Below are 21918 nucleotides of genomic sequence, written 5' to 3'. Positions count from 1 at the left end.
GGGTAGCGCCGAAACCTGTGGGAGCGGGCTTGCCCGCGAAGGGCTGCAACGCAGCCCCAATCGGATCAGAACTCGACCTTGACCGCCTGCGCAGCACGGGTCGCCTTGGCACGCGCCGCTTCGACCGACTCGTCACGCGCCAGGCACACGCCCATGCGGCGGGTACCGTTGATTTCCGGCTTGCCGAACAGGCGAATGGCGGTATCCGGCTCGCTCAGCGCCGCACCCAGATTGGCAAAGCTGGTCTGCTGCGACTGCCCCTCGGGCAAGATCACCGCAGAAGCCGAAGGGCCGAACTGGCGCACTACCGGAATCGGCAGGCCAAGAATGGCGCGGGCATGCAGGGCAAACTGCGACAGGTCCTGGGAAATCAGGGTCACCAGACCGGTGTCATGCGGGCGTGGCGAGACTTCGCTGAACCACACCTGGTCGCCCTTCACGAACAGCTCCACGCCAAACAGGCCACGACCGCCCAGGGCATCGGTGACCGCCTTGGCCACCCGCTGCGACTCGGCCAGCGCCTTCGGGCTCATGGCCTGCGGCTGCCACGATTCCTGGTAGTCGCCCTTCTCCTGGCGATGGCCGACTGGCTCGAGGAAGGTGGTGCCGCCGACATGGCGCACGGTCAACAGGGTGATTTCGTACTCGAAGTCGATGAAGCCCTCGATAATCACCCGCCCTTTGCCGGCGCGACCGCCTTCCTGGGCGTAGTCCCACGACTTCTGCAGGTCGGCATCGCTGCGCAACAGGCTCTGGCCCTTGCCAGACGAACTCATCACCGGCTTGACCACGCACGGGTAGCCGACATCGGCAACGGCCTTGGCGTAGTCTTCGTAGGTGTCGGCGAAGTGGTACGGCGAGGTTGGCAGGTCCAGCTCTTCGGCGGCCAGGCGGCGGATGCCTTCGCGGTTCATGGTCAGCTGGGTGGCGCGGGCGGTCGGCACCACGGTGAAGCCTTCGTTTTCCAGCTCGACCAGGGTGGCGGTGGCGATGGCTTCGATTTCAGGGACGATGTAGTGCGGTTTCTCGGCCTCGATCACGGCACGCAGGGCCACGCCATCGAGCATGTTGACCACGTGGCTGCGGTGCGCCACCTGCATTGCCGGGGCATTGGCGTAGCGGTCGACGGCGATCACTTCGACGCCCAGGCGCTGCAGCTCGATCACCACTTCCTTGCCCAGCTCGCCACAGCCGCAGAGAAGTACACGGGTCGCGGTAGGCGACAAGGGGGTTCCGATACGGGTCATTTCAGGTCCTCGAAGGCGTCCGGGGCCGCACCAGGCTTGGCGCCACCCGCTGAAAAAGGACCGCTATTCTACACCATCAACCCGCCACGGCGGCCCGCCGGGCGCGAAATGCCATGGCCAGCCACACGGCGGTAACACCGGCAAATTTCGAGGCCATGGCGGTGCCGATCACGGCTGGGGTCAGGGCACCGATCATGCCGAAGAAGATGAAGGTGTCCACCGGGATGCTCAGCGCCGAACTCAGCCACAGGCGGTCGCGCAGCGGCCGGCGGGTGATGCTGAATACCAGCCAGTCGATCAGTTCGGAAATGAAGAACGCAGTGGCGCTGGCCAGGGCGATGGCCGGTTCCGAAGTGACATAGGACAGCACCAGCGCCGCCAGCATGGCGACCAGGGCCCCATGGCCGAAGCGGGTCTGCACCATGTCGCGCAGGATGAACACCAGGCCGCCCCAGGCGGACCAGATGATGTCCAGGTGTGGCGCGCTGGAGAAGGCGTAGTTGATCAGCACTACGCTGCTGATGTAGGCAATCAGATAGAACATGGCGGGTAGTCTGTGGGCAAGCCGCACAGATTACCGCTGGCTGGTTCGCGGGTAAACCCGCTCCCACAGGTACAACATCAGGTTCGAGGGCTACGCGATGCCTGTGGGAGCGGGTTCACCCGCGAAGAATCCAACACGGTGGATGGCACCGGCTGCGCCGGTGTTCGCGGGTGAACCCGCTCCCACAGGGGGGGCGAGTCAGCCCTAGAGGATGAGGCCAGCCTCTACTGCCCTTTCATGGCAAAGCTTGAGCACCGCCCGGCGCTCGTCGTTGTCCATCCGCCCCCAGCGGCCGATCTCGGCCACGGTTCGCTGGCAACCGGTGCAGATATCCTGCTCGTCCAACGCACAGATACTCACGCACGGCGAGGCCACCGGCCGCTCCACGACATCACTCATCGTCAACCACCAACTCCCGTGCATAACGCTGGGCATTGTGCACGTAATGCGCGGCACTGGCTTCGAGCATGCGCTTCTGCTGTTCGGTCAGCTCACGCACCACCTTGCCCGGCGAACCCATCACCAGCGAACCGTCGGGGATCTCCTTGCCTTCCGCAATCAGCGCATTGGCGCCGATGATGCAATGCTTGCCGATACGCGCGCCATTGAGGATGACCGCATTGATACCGACCAGGCTGTAGTCGCCCACCGTGCAGCCATGCAGCATGGCGTTGTGGCCAACGGTCACGCCCTTGCCAAGGGTCAGCGGAGAGCCCATGTCGGTGTGCATCACCGTGCCATCCTGCACGTTGCTGCCTTCGCCAATGTCGATCAGCTCGTTGTCCCCGCGCAGCACCGCGCCAAACCAAACGCTGGCATTGGCCTGCAGGCGCACCTTGCCGATCAGCGTGGCGTTGGGTGCGGCCCAACTGGTGGGGTGGCTCTCGACCCGCAGGTCGCCCAGGCGGTATTTCATGCTTGCTCCTCAGGCTGCAACGCAGACGACGGGGTTGGCCCCGCTCAGTTTTCGATGTAACGCTCAGGGGGCTGGTGCAGGCTGATGCCGGCATCGAACAGCAGGTTGACCAGTTCGACGATCATGATCGCCGACAACCCCCAGATCTTGTATTCGCCATAGCGATAGCTGGGCACATACCAGCTGCGCCCCTGGTAATCGATACGGTGGGTATGATCGCGCGGGTCCTGGCGGAAGAATTCCAGCGGCACGGTGAATACTGCCGCGATCTCGGCATCATTGGCACGGTATTCGACAAAATCGGGGATGAGCCCGACGAATGGCGTCACTTTCAGGCCGTGCAGCGAAATCAGCGGGCTGAGCGGGCCGATCACTTCAACCAGGCCTGGTGGCAGGCCGATTTCTTCTTCCGCTTCACGTAGCGCGGTGAACACCAGGTCCGGGTCTTCCGGGTCGCGGCGGCCACCGGGAAAAGCCACTTCACCGCCGTGAGTGGACAGGCCCTTGGCACGCAGGGTCAGGACCAGTTCGGGCGCTTCGCTGCGGGTGATGGGCAAAAGAACCGCCGCTTCAGGGAACCGCCGGTCGGTTTCCAGTGATGCGGGTTGGTGGTTGCTCATTCGGCGAAGTAGCTCGTCCAGCATTGCGCACACTCGTATTCAAGGCCTGCCTTGCATGATGCACCAAAGGCGCGAAGCACCCAAGCCCTGTGCGCTTGCGGCAAACCGGCCGTCGCGCCAAGATAAACCTGAGCAAAGGGAACCCCGAATGAAATACTGCAGCGCCTGCGGCCAGCCGGTCACTCAGCAGATTCCCGAGGGCGACAGCCGCCTGCGGTATGTCTGCGGGTCTTGCCGGATCGTCCATTATCAGAACCCCAACATCGTTGCCGGCGTGTTGCCGACCTGGGGCAGCCAGGTGCTGCTGTGCCGGCGCGCCATCGAGCCACGCCGAGGCTTCTGGACCTTGCCTGCCGGTTTCATGGAAAACGGCGAAACCCTGGACGAGGCCGCCCGTCGCGAAACCGTCGAGGAAGCCTGCGCCCGGGTCGCCAGCATGAGCCTGTACCAGCTGTTCGACCTGCCACACATCAACCAGGTGCACGTTTTCTTTCGCGCCGAGCTGGCAGACCTTGATTTCGCGATCGGCGTCGAAAGCCTGGAGGTGCGGCTGTTTGAAGAACATGAGATACCGTGGGGCGAGCTGGCTTTCCGCACCGTCACTCGCACACTAGAATGCTACTATCGCGATCGCATCGGGCAGCACTACCCAATAGGCCATGAATACCTGCCGCCGATGAACGTCTCGCCCACCACCTAGAAACCTTCGGGGATACCGTTACATGCGTTGGTTGCTTGCCCTTTTCTGCCTTTGCGTTACCTCGGTGTCCCAGGCGGCCTTCACCGAGACCATCATCCGCAAGCCGCAGCCGGCAGCGCAGAACCTGTCGCCTTCGCAGCAGGCCATGCAACCGCTGATCGACAAGGTGCTGGTGATCAAGTCCGAACGCCGACTGCAGCTGATCAGCCGTGGCGAACCGCTGAAGACCTACCGCATCTCGCTGGGCAAGCAGCCAAAAGGCGCCAAGGAGCGCGAAGGCGACAAGAAAACCCCCGAGGGCCTGTACTGGCTGGACTGGCGCAAGCAGAGCGACCGCTTCAACCTGGCCATGCACATCAATTACCCGAACATCACCGATGCCGCCCGTGCCACCCGCGAAGGGGTGAGCGCCGGCAGCATGATCATGATCCATGGCACGCCGATCGACGACGAGTATCCGGAGTGGTACTTCCACACCCTGGACTGGACGGACGGCTGTATTGCCATGCGTAACCGCGACATGCAGGAAGTGTGGGACCTGGTGCGGGATGGCACGTTGATCGAAATTCGGCCCTGATAGCGGGCCTTTCAACTGACGCTGTAGGAAGCTTCCCACCTCCAGGCAAGAACGCGCCTTACAAGCGCTTAGGCCGGGTACTGCATCCAGGCGCCCCCCCTAGTTTTTAGCATCCACGCAGACGAGTACGAAATCCGTACATCATTTGCGGGGTGCTTCAATGCCGTTCCACATTCACCGCGCCACCTGCTGGGCGCTCACCTGCTGCCTGTCCGGTTTGCTGACCGCGCCTCAGGCGCTGGCCGACGACCCCGCCAGCCAGCAACTGCGCGATCAGCAGCGCGGGCTGCGACAGCTGGAACAGCAACAGCGGCTGGAACGCTGGCAGCGCCAGCCCGCCCCGGCTGAAAGCCACGACACCACCGCCCCCCTCCCGCACGACCAGCGTTGCTGGGCCATAACCGGCGTACGCGTGGCCGGCAACCGCAAGCTTTCCGACTCGGCGTTAACGCCAACCCTTCGCAGGTTCATTACCCCATGCATGGGCATCGCGGAAATCAACGGGCTGCTGAAAGCCATCACCCAGCGCTATGTGCAAGCCGGATACCCGACCAGCCGGCCTTACCTGCAGCAACCGCCACAAAACGGCGCACCGCTGAACCTGGTCATCGTCGAAGGGTTCGTCGAGTCCATCGAAATGGCCGGCCCCGAATTGCCCCTGTCCCTCCCCGGCGCCTTTCCCGGCCTGCTCGGGCAGCCACTGTACCTGCCAGCCCTGGAGCAAGGCCTCGACCAGCTCAACCGCCTGCGCGCTTATGACCTGTCCGCAGAATTGCTGCCCGGCGAACTGCAGGGCGGCACCCGGGTTGTCGTGCAGCCGCGCAAGGTGGCCTCGCGCGGGCACCTGGACAGCCGCTTCGACAACCGCGGCAGCGACCTGACCGGGCGTCATCGCCTTAACCTCGGCTTCGGCCTGGACAGCCCGCTGGGCCTCAATGATGACCTGCGCCTGTCGCTGAACGGCACGGTGCTCGATGCGCCGGGGCAAAGCCAAGGCATCTCGCTGTACTACAGCATCCCCTACGGCGCCTGGACCTTCGCGCTCAGCGCCAGCGAGCTGCGCTACGAGGCGCCGCTCCCACACAGCCGCCAGGTAGCCGACGGCAGCAGCAGCTACCAGGGCCTGAGCGTCGAGCGGGTGCTGTGGCGCAACCAGCAAGGCATGCTCAGCGCCAGCGCCCGGCTGGACCGCAAGCAAATGGTCAACCGCAGCGCCGGCGCGGTGATCGTCCAGCAGAGCCCTACCCTGGTCTCCGTGGAGGCGGGCATCAACCTGCTGTGGCTCGAGGGAGGGCTGTGGAATGGCTACCTCGGTGTCGCCCAGGGTGTCGACGCCTTCGGTGCCGACCGCTCAGCGCTGGGCGCAGAGCGCCTGCGCCCGGATTTTCGCAAGTACCGCGCCAACCTGCTGCACCTGCGCCAGGGCCCGGCCAACCACCCATGGCGCTGGCAGAGCGAGCTGGGCCTGCAATACAGCAGTGACCCGCTACCCGCCGTCGAGCAGTTGCTGGTCAGCGACGATTCGGCCGTGCGCGGGTTTCGCCTGCGAACCTACTCCGGTGCCAGCAGCGCCGTCTGGCGCAACACCGTCAGCCAGCCGCTGCCGGAGGGCTGGGCCGCGCCTCTGCAAGTACGCCCCTACATCGGCCTGGACCTGGGCTGGACCCGCACTGCCGAAGGCAAGCCTTCCCAACGCCTCGCCGGGGCCACCGTCGGTGCCGAACTGAGCCTGCCCGGCAGCCACCTGCGCCTGGGCTACCAACGCGCGCTGTATGCCAGCGACCTGCCCCGCCCGCTGCTGGAACCCGGCTTCTGGGTGGTGGAACTGGCCCTGAACATCTGAATCACCCACAACAAAGAGAACGAGAACATGCAAACACTCTCGCAGTCACCGTCGTCCCGCCCAGATACCTTGCGCTGGGCCATCTTCCTGGCCCTGCTCGGGCCCGGCACCGCACTGGCCCAGGGTGGCCTGGCAGCAACCAGCGGCCCCGGCGGCACACCGGTCATCAACGACGGGCACGGTGTTCCGGTGATCGATATCGTCGCGCCAAACGCCAACGGGCTATCACACAATCAGTTCCTCGACTACAACGTCGACCGCTCCGGGGTGGTGCTGAACAATGCCACCCAGGCCGGGCAGTCGGAACTGGCCGGCGCCCTGGCAGCCAACCCGCAATTCCAGGGCCAGGCCGCCTCGACCATTCTCAACGAAGTGGTCAGCCGCAACGCCTCGCTGATCGAAGGGCCGCAGGAAATCTTCGGCCGCCCGGCCGACTACATCCTGGCCAACCCCAATGGCATCACCCTCAACGGCGGCAGTTTCATCAACACCACGCGCGCCGGCTTCGTGGTGGGCAGCCCCGAGTTCGAGGGCCAGCAACTGAAGTACCTCGACACGCTGAACGCCAGCGGTACCCTGCAAGTGCTCGAGGGCGGCCAGCGAAACCCCAACGGCGCCCTCGAGCTGATTGCCCCGCGCGTGGACGGCAAAGGGCTGCTGATGGCGCGCAACTCCATCGATATCACCGTCGGCCGAAACCGCATCGACAGCACCAGCGGCGAAATTGTCGAGCACCTGCCCGGCACCCCGTCCAGCATCGATGCCAGCCTGTTCGGCGCCATGCGCGCCGGGCGCATTCGCGTGGTGAGCACCGCAGAAGGTGCCGGTGTGCGTGTGGGGGCATCGCAGCTGCTGGGTATAGACGGGGTCGACATCCAGTCGGCCGGCGCCCTGCAGGTCAGCGGCAAGGCCGACAACCCCGTCGAACTGCACAGCGAACAGGGCGATCTGCGGCTGACTGCTGCCGATGACCTGACACTCGAAACCGTCGATGGGCAAGCTCGGCGAATCGAGGCCAAGGCCGGTAGAAAACTCACGCTGGACGCCACAACTCGCGAGAACATCGAGCGCGACAGCGAAAACTGGAACAAGAAGTTCCTGTTCGTCACCCGCGAAACCTACAACCGCGAAACCACCACCACCCAGCAGCAGCAACAGGGCAGCAGCTTGCAAGGCAAGGACGGCGTGCTGCTGCAATCCGCTGACGACATGCGCCTGGTGGCTGCCAAGGTGGATGCTGGCAATGAGCTGACCCTCGACAGCGGCGCCAACCTGGCCATCGCTGCCGGCATCGACAGCCAGCACACCGAAGAGCAGGTTCGCCACCGCAAGGACTTGTGGCGCGGTGACAGCGATACCGACCAGTACAAGGAAACCGCACAAGGCAGTGCGCTCCAGGCCCAACGCATGACGCTCAAGGCAAGGAATACCGTCGATGTGAAAGGAAGCAGCCTGCACAGCCGCGGCGACATGGCGATCGAAGCCAAGGAGGCAACCATCGGTACCACCGCCCTGCAGGAGCGCGGCACCCGGCGCGACTATCGCGGCGACCTGGTATCCGGCACCTTCTTTGGCGACCGCAAGGGTAACGACAGCGAAGGCCAGGCCGTCGCCGGCAGTAGCGTCACGGCGAATGGCAAGCTGACCGTGACAGCTGAGCAGGTGGCCATCAAGGGCAGTACCGTGCACGGCAAGGAGGACGCGGTGCTCTACAGCACAAAAGGTGCACTGGCCATCGAAGCCGACCATGGCCGCATCACCTCCACCGACCGTACGAGCGACAGCAAGCTGTTCGGCCTGATTGGCAGCGACCGCGAGAGCACCGAGCGTACGCAACAGGTGCTGACCAGCGACGTCAGCTCGGCCAGCAACCTGCGCCTGGCCAGCGCCGAGGAAATGCGCATCCAGGGCGCCAAGGTCGCAGCGGGCGGGCACCTGCAGGCAGAGGCCAAGGGCGACCTGCTGATTACCAGCGTGCAAGCGGTTGGCGAGCGCGAAACCCGCAACCAGCAACGTGGTTTCAGCGCCAGCGCCAAGCAGACCCAGGAGGCCGAGGATGGCAAGCCCGAGTCCCGCCAGTACTCGGCCGGCGTGGCCTATGACGTTGCCACCACCAGTAGCAAGCAGCGCACCACCAGCCAGGTCGCCAGTGAGCTCGAGGGCGCCTCGGTGAGCCTTGGCAGCGGGGCTCACCTGCAGGTCAACGGTTCCACGGTGAAGGCCACCGCAGGCGACCTCGATGTGCAGGCCCAAAAGGTGACCCTGGGGGCAACCCGCAACGACCGCGACAAAACCACCAGCACCACCAACAGTGGCGGCGGCCTGACGGTGACCGGCGGCATCGACCGGCTGGGCAGCCTGTTCGAAGGCCACCACAACCGCCAGGTGCAGGCCGAACGCGACAGCAAGGTGCAACGCAGCACATTGCAGGCCAGCGGCGACCTGAAGATCAGTGGCGATGAACTGGTCTCCGAGGCCGCACGCGTCGACGCCGGCAACACTCTGCAGGTAACGGCCAAACGCATCGACAACCGCGCGGTGCAGGATACCGAGGAGCGTGAACAAAGCCGTGACGACTGGTCGGGCAGCCTCGGCGCCAGTGTCGAGTACCGCGACCTTACCCGCCCCATCGAACGCCTGGTGCTGGGCGAAGAAGCCGCGCGCTTCCAGCAAGCCTCCCCCGAAGACGCCATGGCGCCGCCCAGCGTTGGCGCCGACATGACCGTGGAACACCTCAAACGCCTGGAAAACCAGCGCCGCGGCTTTGCCCAGGTGAGCGAGTTGTCCGGGGCCAAGGTCGAGGTCAAGGCCGACAACATCACCGACCAGGGCACCGCCTGGCGCGCCAACGCCGGCAAGCTGCAGATCGAGGCCGCACAACACCAGATGCAGGCTGCCGAGAACACCCAGGAAAATACCGTGCAACGCCTGGCCTACGGCGGTGATGTGCGCCTGGATACCAGCACCGGCGAAGACCTGAATGTACGCGCCGCCGGCAAAGGCGGCTCGCTGGACAAAAAGGACAGCGTCAGCAGCGCCGTACCCGGCAGCCTGTATGGGCAACAGGGTATCCAGGTGCAACTGGGCAGCTCTGGTCGTTATGAAGGGGCACGCATCGATGGCGGTGAAGGCAGCGTGGTCATGAGCAGCGCCGGTTCGCTGACATTGCCACAGGCAAACGACCGCACCGATCAGCAGTCACGCCAGCTCGACGGCAATGCCTGGGCCAAGGTCGGTAACCGCCCGGGCAGCACCGGCGTCGATGGCCGGGGCTACCTCGACCACGGCCAGAACCAGAGCACACAGCACAAGGCCCAGGTCGCGCAGATCGACGCCAAGGGCCAGGTACAACTGAACAGTGGCGGCGACCTGATGCTCGAAGGCACCCGCATTGGCAGCCGCGAGGCCAAGACTGGCGACATACAACTGCAAAGCGGGGGGCGGCTGCAGGTCAAGGCAGCCAGCGATACCCAGAACGCTAGCGGCGCCAAGATGGGCGGCGGCGTGGAATTGGCTGTAAAGGCGGGCAACACCAAAGGCGGTGCCATAGGCGGCCATTTCAGCCACGGCAAGCAGGACGAAGAGGCACGCCAGGCTGTAGCTGCCCAGTTCGCCAGCAACGGCACACTGACCCTGGGCAGCAGTGCCCGCGAGGATATCGCCCTGCATCTCGAGGGCCTGCAGGCCTCGGCCGAACAGATAACCCTCGACGCATCGAATGGCGGCATGCTGGTGGAAGCATCATCCAGCCAGGAGCGTCGTGACAACCTCGACATCACCGCCGGGGCCGGCTTCAACATGGCCAAGGGCGCGCTCGACACTCGCGGCCTGCATGGCCGTCTCAAGGTGGAGCTCGACAAGCGCGACAACCTGACCTGGAATGCCAGCGACCTGCGCGCCGAGCGTATCGACCTGCAAAGCCGTGGCGATACCCGCCTCGAAGGCGTCACCCTGGAAGCTGGGCGTATCAATGGAGTGATCGACGGCGACCTGCGCATCGCCAGCCGCAAGGACAACGTCGATACCCTGAGCGTGAAAGGCGATGCCCGGCTGAGCCAGGAGAAAAACCCGCGGGGCTACGTCAACGCGGCCACTTCGTTGGCAGGGCCGCTGGGGAGCAAGGTGGAGAAAAAAGCTGGTTCCGCCCTGAGCAAGGCAGACCCGGGGATCTCGCCCACCTTCAGCCTCGATGTGTCGCACACGCAGCGCGACAGCGTAGGCCAGCAGGCCACGCTCAAAGGTAGCGACGGTATCGACCTGCGGGTTGGTGGCAACGCTCACCTGGTGGGTGCACGCTTGCAGTCGGCCAAAGGTGATGCGGTGCTCGACGCCAACTCGGTGACCCGGGAAACACTGAGCGGTAACGACTATCGCCGGGATGTGTCGATCGATGCATCCAACTCGCCGGTGGACCTGGGCACGGCGGTGGCCGAGCTAGCCAAGGGCAAGGGGGCGGCGGATGGGGAAAATGCACTGGACCTGGGGTTGTTGAGGACCAGTGGGCACAATCGCAGTGAGCAGTGGGCTTCGAGTGTGCAGGGCAAGAAAAACTGAAGCAGGCGCCGCGCTGGAGGGCACGGGCTTCGCCCGTGTTCGCGGGTGAACCCGCTCCCACAGGGATGGCGTCCATTTTTTGATGTGTTGTTGGAGCGGCCTGTGTCTACCAGCGCAAGTCTCGTTGCCCTGCCAGCGCCTGCGGCCCAAGCCACCGCATGCCACGCAGCAAAGGCATCAGCGCCGCCTCCGGTTGCAACTCGACCATCACCTGCGCCCGGCGCGCTGGCAGGTCGGCATCCACGGCCAACTGATGCTGCCCTTGCTGCGCCAATTGCCCGCGCAGGTGCCAGCCGCTGCGGCAATCCATCTCCAGCCAGCCCTGCCCCAAGCCCAGCGACCAGGGCTGGCTCAGGGCAAGGTCGGTTACCGTCACGCGACCTTCGCTGACGCGGCATTGCCGCCCTGCCCCCTGTACCCGCAACGCGCCCTGCCACTGGCCGGCCAAGCGGTAATCCGTCGCCACCGACACTTGGGCGCCCATGGCCCTCGCCTCCAGCTGCCAGCGCCATGGCCAGCCTTCGGCGCGCAACTGCCAGGCCTGGCCCTGGAAGCCCAGTTGCGCATTCGCCTGCAAGCGCCAAGGCTGCACTGTCCAGTGCAAAGGCCCGACCGGGCCCAACTGTTGGGCCTGGCCTTGCCACAGGCTGCCACTGGCGTCACGCATTGGCAGGCCGAACGCACGCACCACCCAATTGGCCGGAAGCTCAACCAATACCGACACCACGAACACCAGCACAACCCACGCCATGCCCTTGCGGCTCATGGCTGCATCACCAGGTTGAAGCGCAGGCCCTTGCCATCCTGCTCCAGCCCCCATTGCAGTAGCTGTGCACCTTCTGCACGCAGGCTTTGCAACCAGCCTTGCAGCACTCGTTCGTCAGCCACCTGCCCACGCAGTTGCCAGGCCTTGCCCTGCGCATCGACCTCGGCCAGTTCGATCTGTCGCGCCTGGGCCGACTGGCGTAGCCGCTCCAGGTTCAACCCCGGGCCACCTTGCAAGCTGGCGGCCTGTTCGGCCAGCCCGCGCCACTGGTTGAGCTCGCGCCACTGCGCAAGGCCTGCGCGCAGGGCCAGGAAGGCCAGCAACAGGGCAATCAGCGCCCAGGCGAGCCTCAAACGATGACGCTGTAACCAGGCCCGGTTCATGAGGTTGCTCCCAAGTCGAACACCACCTGGCCGTCCTGCACCTGGACGGAGGCCCCAGCCGCTTTCGCCATGTCGTTCCATGGCGGCGCACCGCCCTCGCCCTCCAGCCGCAGGTGCCAGCGCTGGCCATCGAAGCGCACCGCTTGCAGGCGCCAGCTGGGGTGGTCACGCAGCCAGGCCTGCAACGCCGCCTCAAGGTCTTCTAGCTGGCGCGTGCGCAGTTGCTGTTGCAGTTCACTTTCGCGCAGGCGCTTGAGGGCCTGCGCGGCGTGCCGGGGGCCGGCCTGCTCACCGGTCAGGGCGATGACCTGGCTGCGCCAGATTTGCCCCTGGCCCCACTGCTTGCTCACCCACAGCCCGCCCCAGACGGCAGCCAGTACCAGGCAGGCCGCGAGCAACCGTTGCTGCGGCCGGGACACCACCGGCAGCGAGCGCACCTTGCGGGTACGCTCGAACAGGCCCGGCAATGTATCGAGCGGTGCCAGCGTACTGGGCCAGTCGCCGCTCAGCGCGACCTTTTGCAACTGCGCCCACGGTTGCCGTGGCACCTCGCCCAGTGCATCCGGCCAGGCCAGCCAGTGCTCCTGCCTGTCTTCCGCCAGCCCTTTGTAAAAACACAGGCCGGGGGTGCGCTGCCACTGCCAGGCACGGCCCGCATCGGGCGCTGGCAGCAGCTGTAGTTCTGCCCAGCAACGGGCTACCTGCAAGCCCCATTCGGCACACTGCCCGCGCCACTCGTCCAGTGGCTGGCGGGCTACCACCAACAACCGAAGATGGCCGGGCTCGCGGGCCAGGCAGGCGCAAGTCACCTCGTCGACAGCCTGTAGCAAGCGGTCTTCGAGCAACAGCGGCCATTCTTCACGCTTGAGCCCGGGCGGTGCCGGCACGCGGAAACAGCTGCAGGCCTCGGCAGGCAGGATCAACGCCACACGGGCTTGCAGGTTGGCCGGCGGCTCGCCCTGCCCCTGGCGTTGCACAAGGCCGTCCTGGGCCAGCGCCCAGTGCCAGACAACGCCCGGTCGCAGCAACAGCCACGACTGGGCCGGGGTGCGCCGCCCCCATTCAAACTTCATGAGCGCCCCCATGGGAGGGCGAAGGTGCAGACATAGGGTGCTCCATCACGCTGCAGTTCCAGACGCACGCCACGGCCGGGGTGCGCAGGTTGGTCGGAAGGCCAGGCCAGCCAGCGGCCGCCCTGGTAATAAAGAACATTCATGGCACTGACCCGCTCGAGCCGGTCGCGCTGGACCCAGCGTGGGGCGGCGGCGGCGTAGAGGTCGGCCGAGCTTTCCAGCAGCAGGCGCTGCTCGCGGGCCTCGAAGCGCAGGCGCTGGCGCTGCAGGCGCGAGCCGCCCTCGGCTTCCGGTATGCCGGTGATGGCGACCCAGAGCAACTGGTTGCTTGCCGGTTGCCAGTCCAGCCAGCGGCTGGCCAGGGGCAGGCGCTGGTCGTACAGACGGCGCATTACCGGGCTGTCGAAGCGACGCTCGAGGGCCAGGCAGAAGTCCAGCACTGAAGTTTCCTGGTTGGTGGTCTGCAGGCGCTCGCGGACCTTGAGCCAGCCATTGACCAGGGCGGCGAGCATGATGCCGAGCATGGCGGTAAGCGCCAGAGCCACCATCAGCTCGATCAGGGTCAGCCCGGCCTGCCGGTGCTTCACAGGCTGGACACTGGGCTGACGGGTATACACCCTCCCCGTGGGAGCGGGTTCACCCGCGAACACCGGCGCAGCCGGTGCCATGCACCGAGTTGCCTGCTTCGCGGGTAAACCCGCTCCCACAGGAACCGCGCAAGCATCACGATCTCTGTAACTCACTGCTGATCCAGGGGCAGACACCTGCGCGGGGTGGAACTGGGCCCCTGTGGGAGCGGGTTCACCCGCGAACACCGGCACAGCCGGTGCCATGCACCGAGTTGCCTGCTTCGCGGGTAAACCCGCTCCCACAGGAACCGCGCAAGCTTCACGATCTCTGTAGCTCATGGTCGCTCCAGGAACACGGTGTACTGGCCAAGCGGCAGGCGCTGGTCGCGGTCGGCGAACAACAGCAGCTCGCCACGGCGCAGGTCGCGTACGCCGGTGCGGCGCAGTTGCAGTTGCCAGTGGCAGCGCTGGCCGCCCTGGCTCAGTTCACCGCCAACCTGGTTTACAGCTGGCCAGTACTGCTCGACGGCAAAGCGGGTTTGCAGTTCTCGCGCGCATAGCAGGCCAAGGCGGTGTTGCTGCAGGTTGTCCTGCACCGCCAGGCGCTGGCGCAGGACCTGGCTGGTGATCACGGCCAGCACAGCGGCGATCACCAGGGCCACGGTCACCTCCAACAGGGTGAAGCCACGCTGATGCCGCTTCATGGGGCGACCACCACCTGCAGGCGGCCATCGCGGCTCCAGGCCCATTGCTGGCTGCCATCGGCCCAGTGCCAGCGCACGCTGCCCGGTTGCGCCCAGCCATGCGGAGTGAACAACAGACGCGGCTGCGGGCTGGCCGGCCAGTCCGGGCGCAGGCCCTTGGGCCAGTCGCCAAGGGCGACTGCTTCGACCTCCCAGCCATTACCCTCGCGCCGGACGAACTCTGGGCGCTGGCCATTCCAGCGCAGCCCGCGCAACTGCCCGGCATGCCTGGCCAGCGCAGCCTGCGCCCGGGTCTCGCTCGCCAGCCGTTGCAGCGCCTGGTCTGCACTGGCCTGGCTGTTGCCGAACCCGGCCACCGCCAATCCCGTCATCAGCCCGGCGATGGCCAGCACCACCAGCAACTCGATCAGGCTAAAACCCCGCTGACCGCGCATCTGTTACAGCTCCCAGTTACCCAGGTCGGCATCCTGGCCTTCGCCGCCCGGCAGGCCGTCGGCGCCCAGCGAGTACACGTCGACCCGGCCATGTTCACCGGGCATGCGGTACTGATACGGGGTGCCCCAAGGGTCTTCCGGCAGGCGGCGCACGTAGCCGTCGCTGCGCCAGGCCCGTGGCAGCGGTTCCTGGGCCGGCTTTTTCACCAGCGCGGCCAGGCCCTGCTCGCTACTGGGGAAGCGCAGGTTGTCCAGGCGGTACATGTCCAGCGCCTGCTCCAGGGTGGCCAGGTCGGCCATCACTTTCTGCTTCATGGCCTTGTCCTGGTTGCCCAGCACGCTGGGCGCGACCACGGCGATCAGCAGGCCGATGATGAAGATCACCACCATGATTTCCATGAGGGTGAAACCGCGCTGGCGGTTACGTCGATGCTGCATGGCAGTACTCCTTGTCGTCACAGTTGCAGGCCCTGGTTGAGTTGCATGATCGGCAACAGCACCGCCAGCACGATGAACAGCACCACGGCGCCCATCACCAGGATCATCAGGGGTTCGAACAGCGCCATGGCGGTATCGACCTGGCGGGCGAAGCCGCGCTCCTGGTCGTCGGCCACGCGCTCGAGCATGTCGGCCAAAGTGCCGCTGGCCTCGCCGCTGCCGACCATGTTCACCAGCAGCGGCGGGAACTGCTGGCTGGCATCCAGCGCGCGATGCAGGCTGGTGCCGCCCTGCACCTGCTGGCGCACCTGCTCCATGGCCAGGCGGATGCGCCGGTTGCCGACGGTTTCGGTGGCCACTTGCAGGGCTTCGAGCAGGGCCACGCCGCTGCCGCTGAGGATTGCCAGGCTGCGTGCCAGGCGCGCGCTTTCCAGCACCTGCAGCAGGCTGCCGATGTGGGGCAGGCGTAGCAGCAGCTGGTCGCGGCGCAGGCACCAGTGCGGCTTGCGCAACAACCAACCGCCAAGCACAGCGAGCATCAGGGCCAGCCCCAACAGCCAGGGCCCGGCCTGCACCAACCCTTGGCTCAGGCCGATCAGCAGCGTAGTGATGGGCGGCAGGCTCTGCCCGGCATGGGCAAACTGTTCGGTCAGCTTGGGTACGACGAAGGTCATCAGGCCTACCACCACGGCAAGTGACACCCCCATCAACACGGTGGGGTAGATCAGCGCCGTACGTGCCTTGTGCTGCTGCCGTTGTACCTGCTCCAGGTGGTCGGCGAGGCGGGTCAGCACCTGGGCCAGGCGCCCGGACCGCTCGCCGGCCTCGACCAGCGCGCAGTACAGGCCGGTAAACGGTGCCCCCTGACGCGCCAGACTGCGGGCCAGGCCCAGGCCTTCGGCAAGCGAGCCGCGCAAGGCCACCAGCACACCGTGCAGGGCGGGCTGGCGCAGTTGCCGTTCCAGGGTAGCCAGGGCGTCGACCAGCGGGATGCCGGCACCGGTCAGGGTGGCCAGCTGGCGAGTCAGTTCGCACAACTGGGCGCGGCTCAGGCGCTGGCGCCGGGGTTGCCGGGTGCCGGCCTCGTGACGCTGCAAGCGGCGGGCGAACAGGCCCTGCTCACGCAACAGCTGACGGGCATGACGCTCACTGTCGGCCTGCAAGCTGGCCTTGTGGGTCTTGCCGGCGAGGTCGACGGCCTGGTAGCGATAGGTCGGCATGGCTCAGCCCTGCACCACGCGCAGTACTTCGGCCAGGCTGGTCTCGCCACGGGCCAGGCAGTCGCTGGCCATCGCCACCAGGCTCTGCCGGCGCGCGGCCAGGTAGTCCTGCATGGCCAGTTCACTGGCACCGTCGTACAACAGGCCGATCAGCCCGGCATCCAGTTCGATGAACTCATACAGGCCCAGGCGCCCGACATACCCGCTGCCCTGGCACTGCTCGCAGCCCACCGCGTGGTAGCTGCTGCCCAGCGCCGCCAGTTCGGGCCACAAGTCGCGTTCCGCCTGTTGCAGCGGGTGCGCCACGGCGCAACTGCAGAGGCGCCGCACCAGGCGCTGGGCCAGAACACCGCGCAGGCAGGAGGCGATCAGGAACGGTTCGATGCCCATGTCGCGCAGGCGGGTCACCGCGCCCACCGCACTGTTGGTGTGCAGCGTGGACAACACCAGGTGGCCGGTGAGGCTGGCCTGCACGGCGATCTGCGCGGTCTCCTGGTCACGGATTTCGCCGAGCATGATCACGTCCGGGTCCTGGCGCAGGATGGCGCGCAGGCCGCTGGCAAAGGTCAGCCCGGCACGCGGGTTGATGGCGGTCTGGCCGATGCCGGCAATCGCGTATTCCACCGGGTCCTCGACAGTGAGGATGTTGCGGCTGCCGTCGTTGAGGCTGTTGAGGCTGGCATACAGGGTAGTGGTCTTGCCCGAACCGGTCGGCCCCGTTGACAGCACGATGCCGTTGGGCCGCGCCAGGCAACTGCGCAGGCCCTGCAACACCGCCGCCGGCATGCCCAGGTTGCCCAGCGCCAGCAGGCTGGCCTGCTTGTCGAGCACGCGCATCACCACCCTTTCGCCGTGGATGCCGGGCAGCGTCGAGACCCGTACATCCACTTCGCGCCCCGCCGCGCGCAGGGTGATGCGGCCATCCTGGGGCTGGCGCTTTTCAGCGATGTCCAGACGGGCCATGACCTTGATCCGCGACACCAGCATGGCCGACAGCGCACGCGGTGGGCGCAACACTTCGCGCAGGTGGCCATCGACCCGCAGGCGCACTACCAGGCTCTGCTCGAAGGTTTCTATATGAATGTCCGAAGCGCGCAGGCGCAGGGCCTGGCCGAACAGGCCGTTGATCAGGCGGATCACCGGTGCTTCGTCGTCGCTCTCCAGCAGGTCCTCGATACGCGGCATTTCGCTCATCAGGCTGTCCAGGTCGACCTGGTCGCCGATGCCTTCGATCAGCGCCTCGGTGGCAGCGTCACCGGCCTGATACAGCTGGCCGAGGCGTTCGTCGAACAGCGCAGGCTCCAGGTATTCGACCAAGCTGGGCTGGCCGTGCACACGCAGCAGCTCCTGCAATTGGGCGCTGTCGGCGTCGTGCCGCAGCCATAGCTGCCAGCCCTGCTGCGCAGGGCCCATGGCCACCCCGCTCTGCCGCGCCTGGCGATAAGGCAGCATCACCAGTCACCACCTTCCAGCCGTGCGCGGCTGGAGGGGAACACCTGCAGTAGCGGCGTAGCGTTCTGCGCATCAGCCAGGTCGGGCAACTGCAGCGGCGTGGTCTGTTGCAAGGTGCGGTACTTGTCTTCGCTGAGCCCGGCCAGGCTCGGCCCGTCACGCAGGATGCGCGGGCGGATGAACACCATCAGGTTCTGCTTGGTGTTCTTGGTCGCGTCGGAGCGGAACAGCCGGCCCAGGTAAGGGATATCGCCAAGCAGCGGCACGCGCTGGTCGCTGGTGCTCAGTTCGTCGCTGATCAGGCCACCGAGGATCACCAGGCCATTGTCCTCGACCATGACCTTGGTCTTGATCTCGCGCTTGTTGGTGATCACGTCGCTGGCCGCCGTAGTGTCGGCAATCGACGACACTTCCTGGACGATGTCCAGGCGCACGCTGTTGTCGATGTTGATCTGCGGCTTGATGCGCAGCTTCACCCCGACTTCCTTGCGCTCGATGGTCTGGTACGGGTTGGCGTTGTTCTGCGTCACCGACCCGGTGACGAAGGGTACTTCCTGGCCGACCAGGATCGACGCCTCGGCGTTGTCCAGGGTCAGCAGGGTGGGCGTGGACAGCAGGTTGAAGCCGCTTTTGCCCTTAAGCGCGTTGACCAGCATGGCGAAGTTGAAGCCGCCACCGAAATGGCCGATACCCGCCATGGCGCCGGTGGTGCTGGACAACAGGTCACCAAGGGCCTCGTTGTCGCCGCTGGCGGCGGCCCCGGCGATGCTGGCGATGTTCACTCCGTTGCTGCCGAAATTGACGATGCCGGCACCGAACTTTTCGTCGGCGAACAGCCACTGTACGCCCAGCTCCTGGGCGCTGCTGTCGGACACCTCGGCGATGATCGCTTCCACCACTACCTGGGCACGACGGATGTCCAGTTGCTCGACGATGGCGCGGTAGGCGGCCAGCTCGCTGTCGGGGCCGACCATGACCACGGCGTTGGTGCCTTCTTCGTATTCCAGGCGGATGCCCGAGCCCCCGGCGGCAGGCACGGCGGGCCTGTCCTTGCCTTCTGCTTCGCCCGCACCTTCAGAGGGCGCCATGCCTTCCTGGCTGAGCCCGCGCAACACCTTGACCACTTCGCCAGCATTGGCATGGCGCAGGTAGATGACCTGGGTACTGCCGCTGCCTGGTGCGTCCTGGGGGCGGTCGAGCTGGCGCAGCAGGCTGGCGATACGCTCCAGGTTGCTGCGCCAGTCGGTAACGACCAACTGGTGCGCCGCCGGGTAAGGTGTGATCACTCCGACCCGTGGGTCGATCAGGGGCTTGAGAATGCCCAGCACCTGCTCGCTGGCGGCGTTGCGCACATTGAATACCCGAGTAGCCACGCTGTCGCTGCCTTCCCCCTGCTGCCCTCCCGCCTCCACCGGCACTGGCTCCAGGCGAGCGGCCTGGTCGGGAACGATCTTCACGCTGCCGTTGGGCAGGTCGACCGTGGCATAGCCCTGGGCGCGCAGCTGGGCCAGGAAAATGTCGTAGATGGCATCGGCGTCATGCAGGTCGACGGTGCGCACCGTGACCTTGCCCTTGACCCGGGGGTCGACGATGAAGGTGGTGCCGGTGATACGCGACACGCTGTCGATGAACTCGCCCAGTTCGGTATCGACGAAGTTCACTTCGTACATCGGCGTACCGTTGTCGTCGAACACCGGTTCTTCAGCACAGGCCATGGACAGGGCCAGGCTCAGCGCGGCCGCCACGCAATATCTGACAGGCATCGTTCATCCTTGCCGCTTGAAGCCGGTCACGGCGGAGCGTGGCGGCCAGGGCAGGCGTTCACGCCGCCCCTGGTTGTTGAAAATCAGGCCATCGCTGTCGATGTCCTGCAGCACGATCCCTGGCGCCAGGCGCTGGCCGCGGGCCAAAGTGCGCACCTGCTCGCCATAGCGCAGCACTACCACGCTGGAGGCCAGTGGCTGGGCCTTGAGGCCGCCGAGGTATTGCAACGGCAGGCGGGTGATGGCGATGGCACCGTCGTCGTCGGGTGCCTGCCAATGGCCGACCATCAAGCCAGGCAACGGCTTGTCGGCCACTGCAGGCGCAGTGGCCGGTTGCGGCTGGCGGCCCAGTTGCAGCACACACTGGGCCGCCAGCCAGCCGGCCAAGGTCAGGCCAGCGCCAGTCAGCAGGCGCGAGGCGAGCATCACGAGGCCAGCTGCCTTGGGTGCCAGCCCGGGTGGCCCTGCACGTAGCGCACTTCGGGCAGCTGCAGGGGCGCCAGTTGCCAGTCGCTCGACTGGCGGGCGAGCCAGGCTTCGACCCGTTGCCACAGCGGCTCGCCGGCCTGGGTCTCGAACTGCAGACCAAAGGTGCGGCACAGGCCCTGCACCGGCTCCAGGCCACTGATACGCTTGCCTTGCGGGCTATAGCTGACACGCCAGGCCTGGCCCTGCCAGCGCGGCAGGTCCTGGCTGTTGTCCAGCAACAGCGGGTCGCCGAACAGTTGCTCAGCGGCGTTTTCCAATACTTGTTCGACCTGCCGGGCCGGCGCTTCGACCACCGGTGCCGGGTAGCCGCCGGTAAGGCTGATCAGGTGTTCGCGGGTAATGGCCGCCCCGGCGGGCAGCGGGTAGTCGTAACGCAGGCCCGGCAGCAGCACCGGCATGCTGCTGTCGTCGGCCAGGGCTTGATGCAGCAGGCGGTCCCAGCTGCCGCCTCGGGTATCGCGGCGCCACAGCGCCTGTGGCGCGCGGGCCAGCGGTTGATCGAGCCAGGCCGCGTGGCCAGCGCGCTGCTGGCGCAATTCTGCCTGCAATGCCCCGACACGCTGCTGCGCGGCGGGTGCCAGCTGTTGCTCAAAGGCTGGGAAGAAACGCCCGTCGAACTGCCACAGCCCGGCCACGCGCTGGCAGCGCAGGCGGAAGGCGCCGCTGCCCCGGCACCCGGCGAACAGCACCGGCACGCGGCGGCCGCTGGCCTGGCTCACCTCGACCGGCGCCGGCCACAGGTCCTGGCCGCGGGCGCACAGCAGCACGTCGATCTGCGGTAGCCGCTCGGCCAGCCACAGGCCCGGCCCGGTACCGACATCGGCCATGGCCACCACCAGGTCGGCCTCGCGCCGGGCCTGTTCGAACACCGGTTGCAATGACTGGTACCACTGTTTAAGGGAGGCTTTCTGGTCCTGGGCATAGGGGTCGGTCACGCCGACCACGGCAATACGTGCACCGCCGCGTTCGAAGATGTGCAATGCCTCCAGGCCCAATGCGCGACGTTGCGTGTCTGCCAGCCCGGCGCCCAGGGTAACGGTGCCAGCCTGGCGATACAGTGCCGGGCTGCGCTGTGGCCACAACACGCGCTCGTCGCTGCTGACCCGCGCTTCACTGCCCAGCAGCTGGCTGCCTCGCAGGCCGCTTTCGCCCTGGGTCAGGTAGGCCAGGCCACTGCCATTCCAGCCCTGGCCGTTCTCCAGGGTCAGGCTGTTGCCCGCCCCAGCCTCGCCGCGCAGCTGTTCGAGCAACGCTGCCAGCACCGCATAGCCGCCCAGCTGGGCAGATGCAGCCTGGCTGGCATCCAGCAGTGGCGCCAGCTGTGGGTAGGTGATACTGGCACTGCTGCCGGTCATCCATGGGGCGCGGCCCAGGTGGCTGACCGGCCCCAGGCGGGTGGCCGGCACCACCGCCTGGCCAGGCTGGCGCGCATCGAGGGTATCGGCCACGTAAAGCAGGTCGAGGCTGGCGTTGCCGCCCTGCTGCCCGGGGAATGCGGAGCAGGCGCCGAGTAACGGTGCCAAGGCACCGATACCCATCCAGCTGATCACTTCGCGCCTGTGCACACTGCTTGCCATCGAACCCGCCATCCTTATCCACGTTCATTCAGGGCACCGGATGTTGCGG

Annotated in this window: 21 protein-coding genes; 4 read left to right on the top strand and 17 right to left on the bottom strand. The window is 66.3% G+C overall.

Annotated elements, in window-relative coordinates:
• Positions 1-65: 65 nt before the first annotated feature.
• From purT to RIN61_RS17065, 5 genes are all read right to left on the bottom strand, one after another.
• The gene (gene purT / locus RIN61_RS17085) at positions 66-1247 is read right to left on the bottom strand and encodes a formate-dependent phosphoribosylglycinamide formyltransferase (protein WP_252378614.1); all 1182 of its coding nucleotides are present in this window, start codon (positions 1245-1247) and stop codon (positions 66-68) included.
• 76 nt (positions 1248-1323) lie between these two features.
• On the bottom strand, positions 1324-1791 hold the full coding sequence (locus tag RIN61_RS17080; RefSeq protein ID WP_003252131.1) for a 7-cyano-7-deazaguanine/7-aminomethyl-7-deazaguanine transporter: 468 nt from the start codon (positions 1789-1791) through the stop codon (positions 1324-1326).
• Between the two features lie 204 nt (positions 1792-1995).
• On the bottom strand, positions 1996-2190 hold the full coding sequence (locus tag RIN61_RS17075) for a DUF1289 domain-containing protein (RefSeq protein WP_024086383.1): 195 nt from the start codon (positions 2188-2190) through the stop codon (positions 1996-1998).
• Positions 2183-2707 carry a gamma carbonic anhydrase family protein gene (locus RIN61_RS17070; RefSeq protein WP_112250926.1) on the bottom strand — a complete coding sequence of 175 codons (525 nt, stop codon included), beginning with the start codon at positions 2705-2707 and terminating at the stop codon, positions 2183-2185. The genes RIN61_RS17075 and RIN61_RS17070 overlap by 8 nt, the downstream gene beginning before the upstream one ends.
• Before the next feature lie 44 nt (positions 2708-2751).
• Positions 2752-3351 carry a CoA pyrophosphatase gene (locus RIN61_RS17065; RefSeq protein ID WP_003252125.1) on the bottom strand — a complete coding sequence of 200 codons (600 nt, stop codon included), beginning with the start codon at positions 3349-3351 and terminating at the stop codon, positions 2752-2754.
• Between the two features lie 124 nt (positions 3352-3475).
• Here RIN61_RS17065 and RIN61_RS17060 point away from each other — a divergent pair, with 124 nt between their 5' ends.
• From RIN61_RS17060 to RIN61_RS17045, 4 genes are all read left to right on the top strand, one after another.
• Entirely contained in the window at positions 3476-4027 is a 552-nt protein-coding gene (locus RIN61_RS17060) for an NUDIX hydrolase (RefSeq protein WP_112250924.1), read from the top strand.
• Positions 4028-4049: 22 nt separating this feature from the next.
• A complete protein-coding gene (locus RIN61_RS17055) occupies positions 4050-4604 on the top strand; it encodes a L,D-transpeptidase family protein (protein WP_112250922.1) in 555 nt (184 codons plus the stop codon).
• Positions 4605-4764: 160 nt separating this feature from the next.
• Entirely contained in the window at positions 4765-6447 is a 1683-nt protein-coding gene (locus RIN61_RS17050) for a ShlB/FhaC/HecB family hemolysin secretion/activation protein (protein ID WP_207878951.1), read from the top strand.
• 27 nt (positions 6448-6474) lie between these two features.
• On the top strand, positions 6475-11001 hold the full coding sequence (locus RIN61_RS17045; protein WP_215520337.1) for a hemagglutinin repeat-containing protein: 4527 nt from the start codon (positions 6475-6477) through the stop codon (positions 10999-11001).
• A gap of 106 nt (positions 11002-11107) precedes the next feature.
• Here RIN61_RS17045 and RIN61_RS17040 read toward each other — a convergent pair whose 3' ends face one another.
• The 12 genes from RIN61_RS17040 to RIN61_RS16985 form a co-directional block, all read right to left on the bottom strand.
• Positions 11108-11767, bottom strand: coding sequence for a general secretion pathway protein GspN (locus tag RIN61_RS17040; RefSeq protein ID WP_112250916.1), 660 nt, complete (start codon positions 11765-11767; stop codon positions 11108-11110).
• Entirely contained in the window at positions 11764-12150 is a 387-nt protein-coding gene (gene gspM / locus RIN61_RS17035) for a type II secretion system protein GspM (protein ID WP_112250915.1), read from the bottom strand. The genes RIN61_RS17040 and gspM overlap by 4 nt, the downstream gene beginning before the upstream one ends.
• Positions 12147-13223, bottom strand: a complete 1077-nt coding sequence (gene gspL / locus RIN61_RS17030) for a type II secretion system protein GspL (RefSeq protein WP_313853028.1) — start codon at positions 13221-13223, stop codon at positions 12147-12149. The genes gspM and gspL overlap by 4 nt, the downstream gene beginning before the upstream one ends.
• Positions 13220-13810, bottom strand: a complete 591-nt coding sequence (locus tag RIN61_RS17025) for a PulJ/GspJ family protein (RefSeq protein WP_252378611.1) — start codon at positions 13808-13810, stop codon at positions 13220-13222. The genes gspL and RIN61_RS17025 overlap by 4 nt, the downstream gene beginning before the upstream one ends.
• 317 nt (positions 13811-14127) lie before the next feature.
• On the bottom strand, positions 14128-14496 hold the full coding sequence (locus RIN61_RS17020; protein WP_313853026.1) for a type II secretion system protein: 369 nt from the start codon (positions 14494-14496) through the stop codon (positions 14128-14130).
• On the bottom strand, positions 14493-14930 hold the full coding sequence (gspH, locus tag RIN61_RS17015) for a type II secretion system minor pseudopilin GspH (RefSeq protein ID WP_313853024.1): 438 nt from the start codon (positions 14928-14930) through the stop codon (positions 14493-14495). The genes RIN61_RS17020 and gspH overlap by 4 nt, the downstream gene beginning before the upstream one ends.
• A 3-nt stretch (positions 14931-14933) precedes the next feature.
• Positions 14934-15368, bottom strand: coding sequence for a type II secretion system major pseudopilin GspG (gene gspG / locus RIN61_RS17010; protein ID WP_013971171.1), 435 nt, complete (start codon positions 15366-15368; stop codon positions 14934-14936).
• A gap of 17 nt (positions 15369-15385) precedes the next feature.
• Complete coding sequence (gspF, locus tag RIN61_RS17005) at positions 15386-16588, bottom strand: type II secretion system inner membrane protein GspF (protein ID WP_313853022.1); 1203 nt, start codon at positions 16586-16588, stop codon at positions 15386-15388.
• A gap of 3 nt (positions 16589-16591) precedes the next feature.
• Positions 16592-18040, bottom strand: a complete 1449-nt coding sequence (locus RIN61_RS17000) for a GspE/PulE family protein (RefSeq protein ID WP_207878961.1) — start codon at positions 18038-18040, stop codon at positions 16592-16594.
• On the bottom strand, positions 18040-19803 hold the full coding sequence (gene gspD / locus RIN61_RS16995) for a type II secretion system secretin GspD (RefSeq protein WP_181457312.1): 1764 nt from the start codon (positions 19801-19803) through the stop codon (positions 18040-18042). The genes RIN61_RS17000 and gspD overlap by 1 nt, the downstream gene beginning before the upstream one ends.
• 3 nt (positions 19804-19806) lie before the next feature.
• On the bottom strand, positions 19807-20232 hold the full coding sequence (locus tag RIN61_RS16990; RefSeq protein ID WP_207878940.1) for a pilus assembly protein PilZ: 426 nt from the start codon (positions 20230-20232) through the stop codon (positions 19807-19809).
• Positions 20229-21869, bottom strand: a complete 1641-nt coding sequence (locus tag RIN61_RS16985) for a bifunctional UDP-sugar hydrolase/5'-nucleotidase (RefSeq protein WP_112250896.1) — start codon at positions 21867-21869, stop codon at positions 20229-20231. Before RIN61_RS16985 ends, RIN61_RS16990 begins: the two co-directional genes overlap by 4 nt.
• Positions 21870-21918: the final 49 nt, after the last annotated feature.

The sequence above is a fragment of the Pseudomonas inefficax genome, from assembly GCF_032164165.1.
Classification (GTDB): Bacteria; Pseudomonadota; Gammaproteobacteria; order Pseudomonadales; family Pseudomonadaceae; genus Aquipseudomonas; species Aquipseudomonas inefficax.
Note: the sequence above shows the minus strand (reverse complement) of the source record. Positions and strands in the feature narration are given on the sequence as shown.

Coding starts and splice junctions, on each gene's coding strand:
- purT (WP_252378614.1), bottom strand. CDS start 1,247: ATGACCCGTATCGGAACCCCCTTGTCGCCTACCGCGACCCGTGTACTT.
- RIN61_RS17080 (WP_003252131.1), bottom strand. CDS start 1,791: ATGTTCTATCTGATTGCCTACATCAGCAGCGTAGTGCTGATCAACTAC.
- RIN61_RS17075 (WP_024086383.1), bottom strand. CDS start 2,190: ATGAGTGATGTCGTGGAGCGGCCGGTGGCCTCGCCGTGCGTGAGTATC.
- RIN61_RS17070 (WP_112250926.1), bottom strand. CDS start 2,707: ATGAAATACCGCCTGGGCGACCTGCGGGTCGAGAGCCACCCCACCAGT.
- RIN61_RS17065 (WP_003252125.1), bottom strand. CDS start 3,351: ATGCTGGACGAGCTACTTCGCCGAATGAGCAACCACCAACCCGCATCA.
- RIN61_RS17060 (WP_112250924.1), top strand. CDS start 3,476: ATGAAATACTGCAGCGCCTGCGGCCAGCCGGTCACTCAGCAGATTCCC.
- RIN61_RS17055 (WP_112250922.1), top strand. CDS start 4,050: ATGCGTTGGTTGCTTGCCCTTTTCTGCCTTTGCGTTACCTCGGTGTCC.
- RIN61_RS17050 (WP_207878951.1), top strand. CDS start 4,765: ATGCCGTTCCACATTCACCGCGCCACCTGCTGGGCGCTCACCTGCTGC.
- RIN61_RS17045 (WP_215520337.1), top strand. CDS start 6,475: ATGCAAACACTCTCGCAGTCACCGTCGTCCCGCCCAGATACCTTGCGC.
- RIN61_RS17040 (WP_112250916.1), bottom strand. CDS start 11,767: ATGAGCCGCAAGGGCATGGCGTGGGTTGTGCTGGTGTTCGTGGTGTCG.
- gspM (WP_112250915.1), bottom strand. CDS start 12,150: ATGAACCGGGCCTGGTTACAGCGTCATCGTTTGAGGCTCGCCTGGGCG.
- gspL (WP_313853028.1), bottom strand. CDS start 13,223: ATGAAGTTTGAATGGGGGCGGCGCACCCCGGCCCAGTCGTGGCTGTTG.
- RIN61_RS17020 (WP_313853026.1), bottom strand. CDS start 14,496: ATGAAGCGGCATCAGCGTGGCTTCACCCTGTTGGAGGTGACCGTGGCC.
- gspH (WP_313853024.1), bottom strand. CDS start 14,930: ATGCGCGGTCAGCGGGGTTTTAGCCTGATCGAGTTGCTGGTGGTGCTG.
- gspG (WP_013971171.1), bottom strand. CDS start 15,368: ATGCAGCATCGACGTAACCGCCAGCGCGGTTTCACCCTCATGGAAATC.
- gspF (WP_313853022.1), bottom strand. CDS start 16,588: ATGCCGACCTATCGCTACCAGGCCGTCGACCTCGCCGGCAAGACCCAC.
- RIN61_RS17000 (WP_207878961.1), bottom strand. CDS start 18,040: ATGCTGCCTTATCGCCAGGCGCGGCAGAGCGGGGTGGCCATGGGCCCT.
- gspD (WP_181457312.1), bottom strand. CDS start 19,803: ATGCCTGTCAGATATTGCGTGGCGGCCGCGCTGAGCCTGGCCCTGTCC.
- RIN61_RS16985 (WP_112250896.1), bottom strand. CDS start 21,869: ATGGCAAGCAGTGTGCACAGGCGCGAAGTGATCAGCTGGATGGGTATC.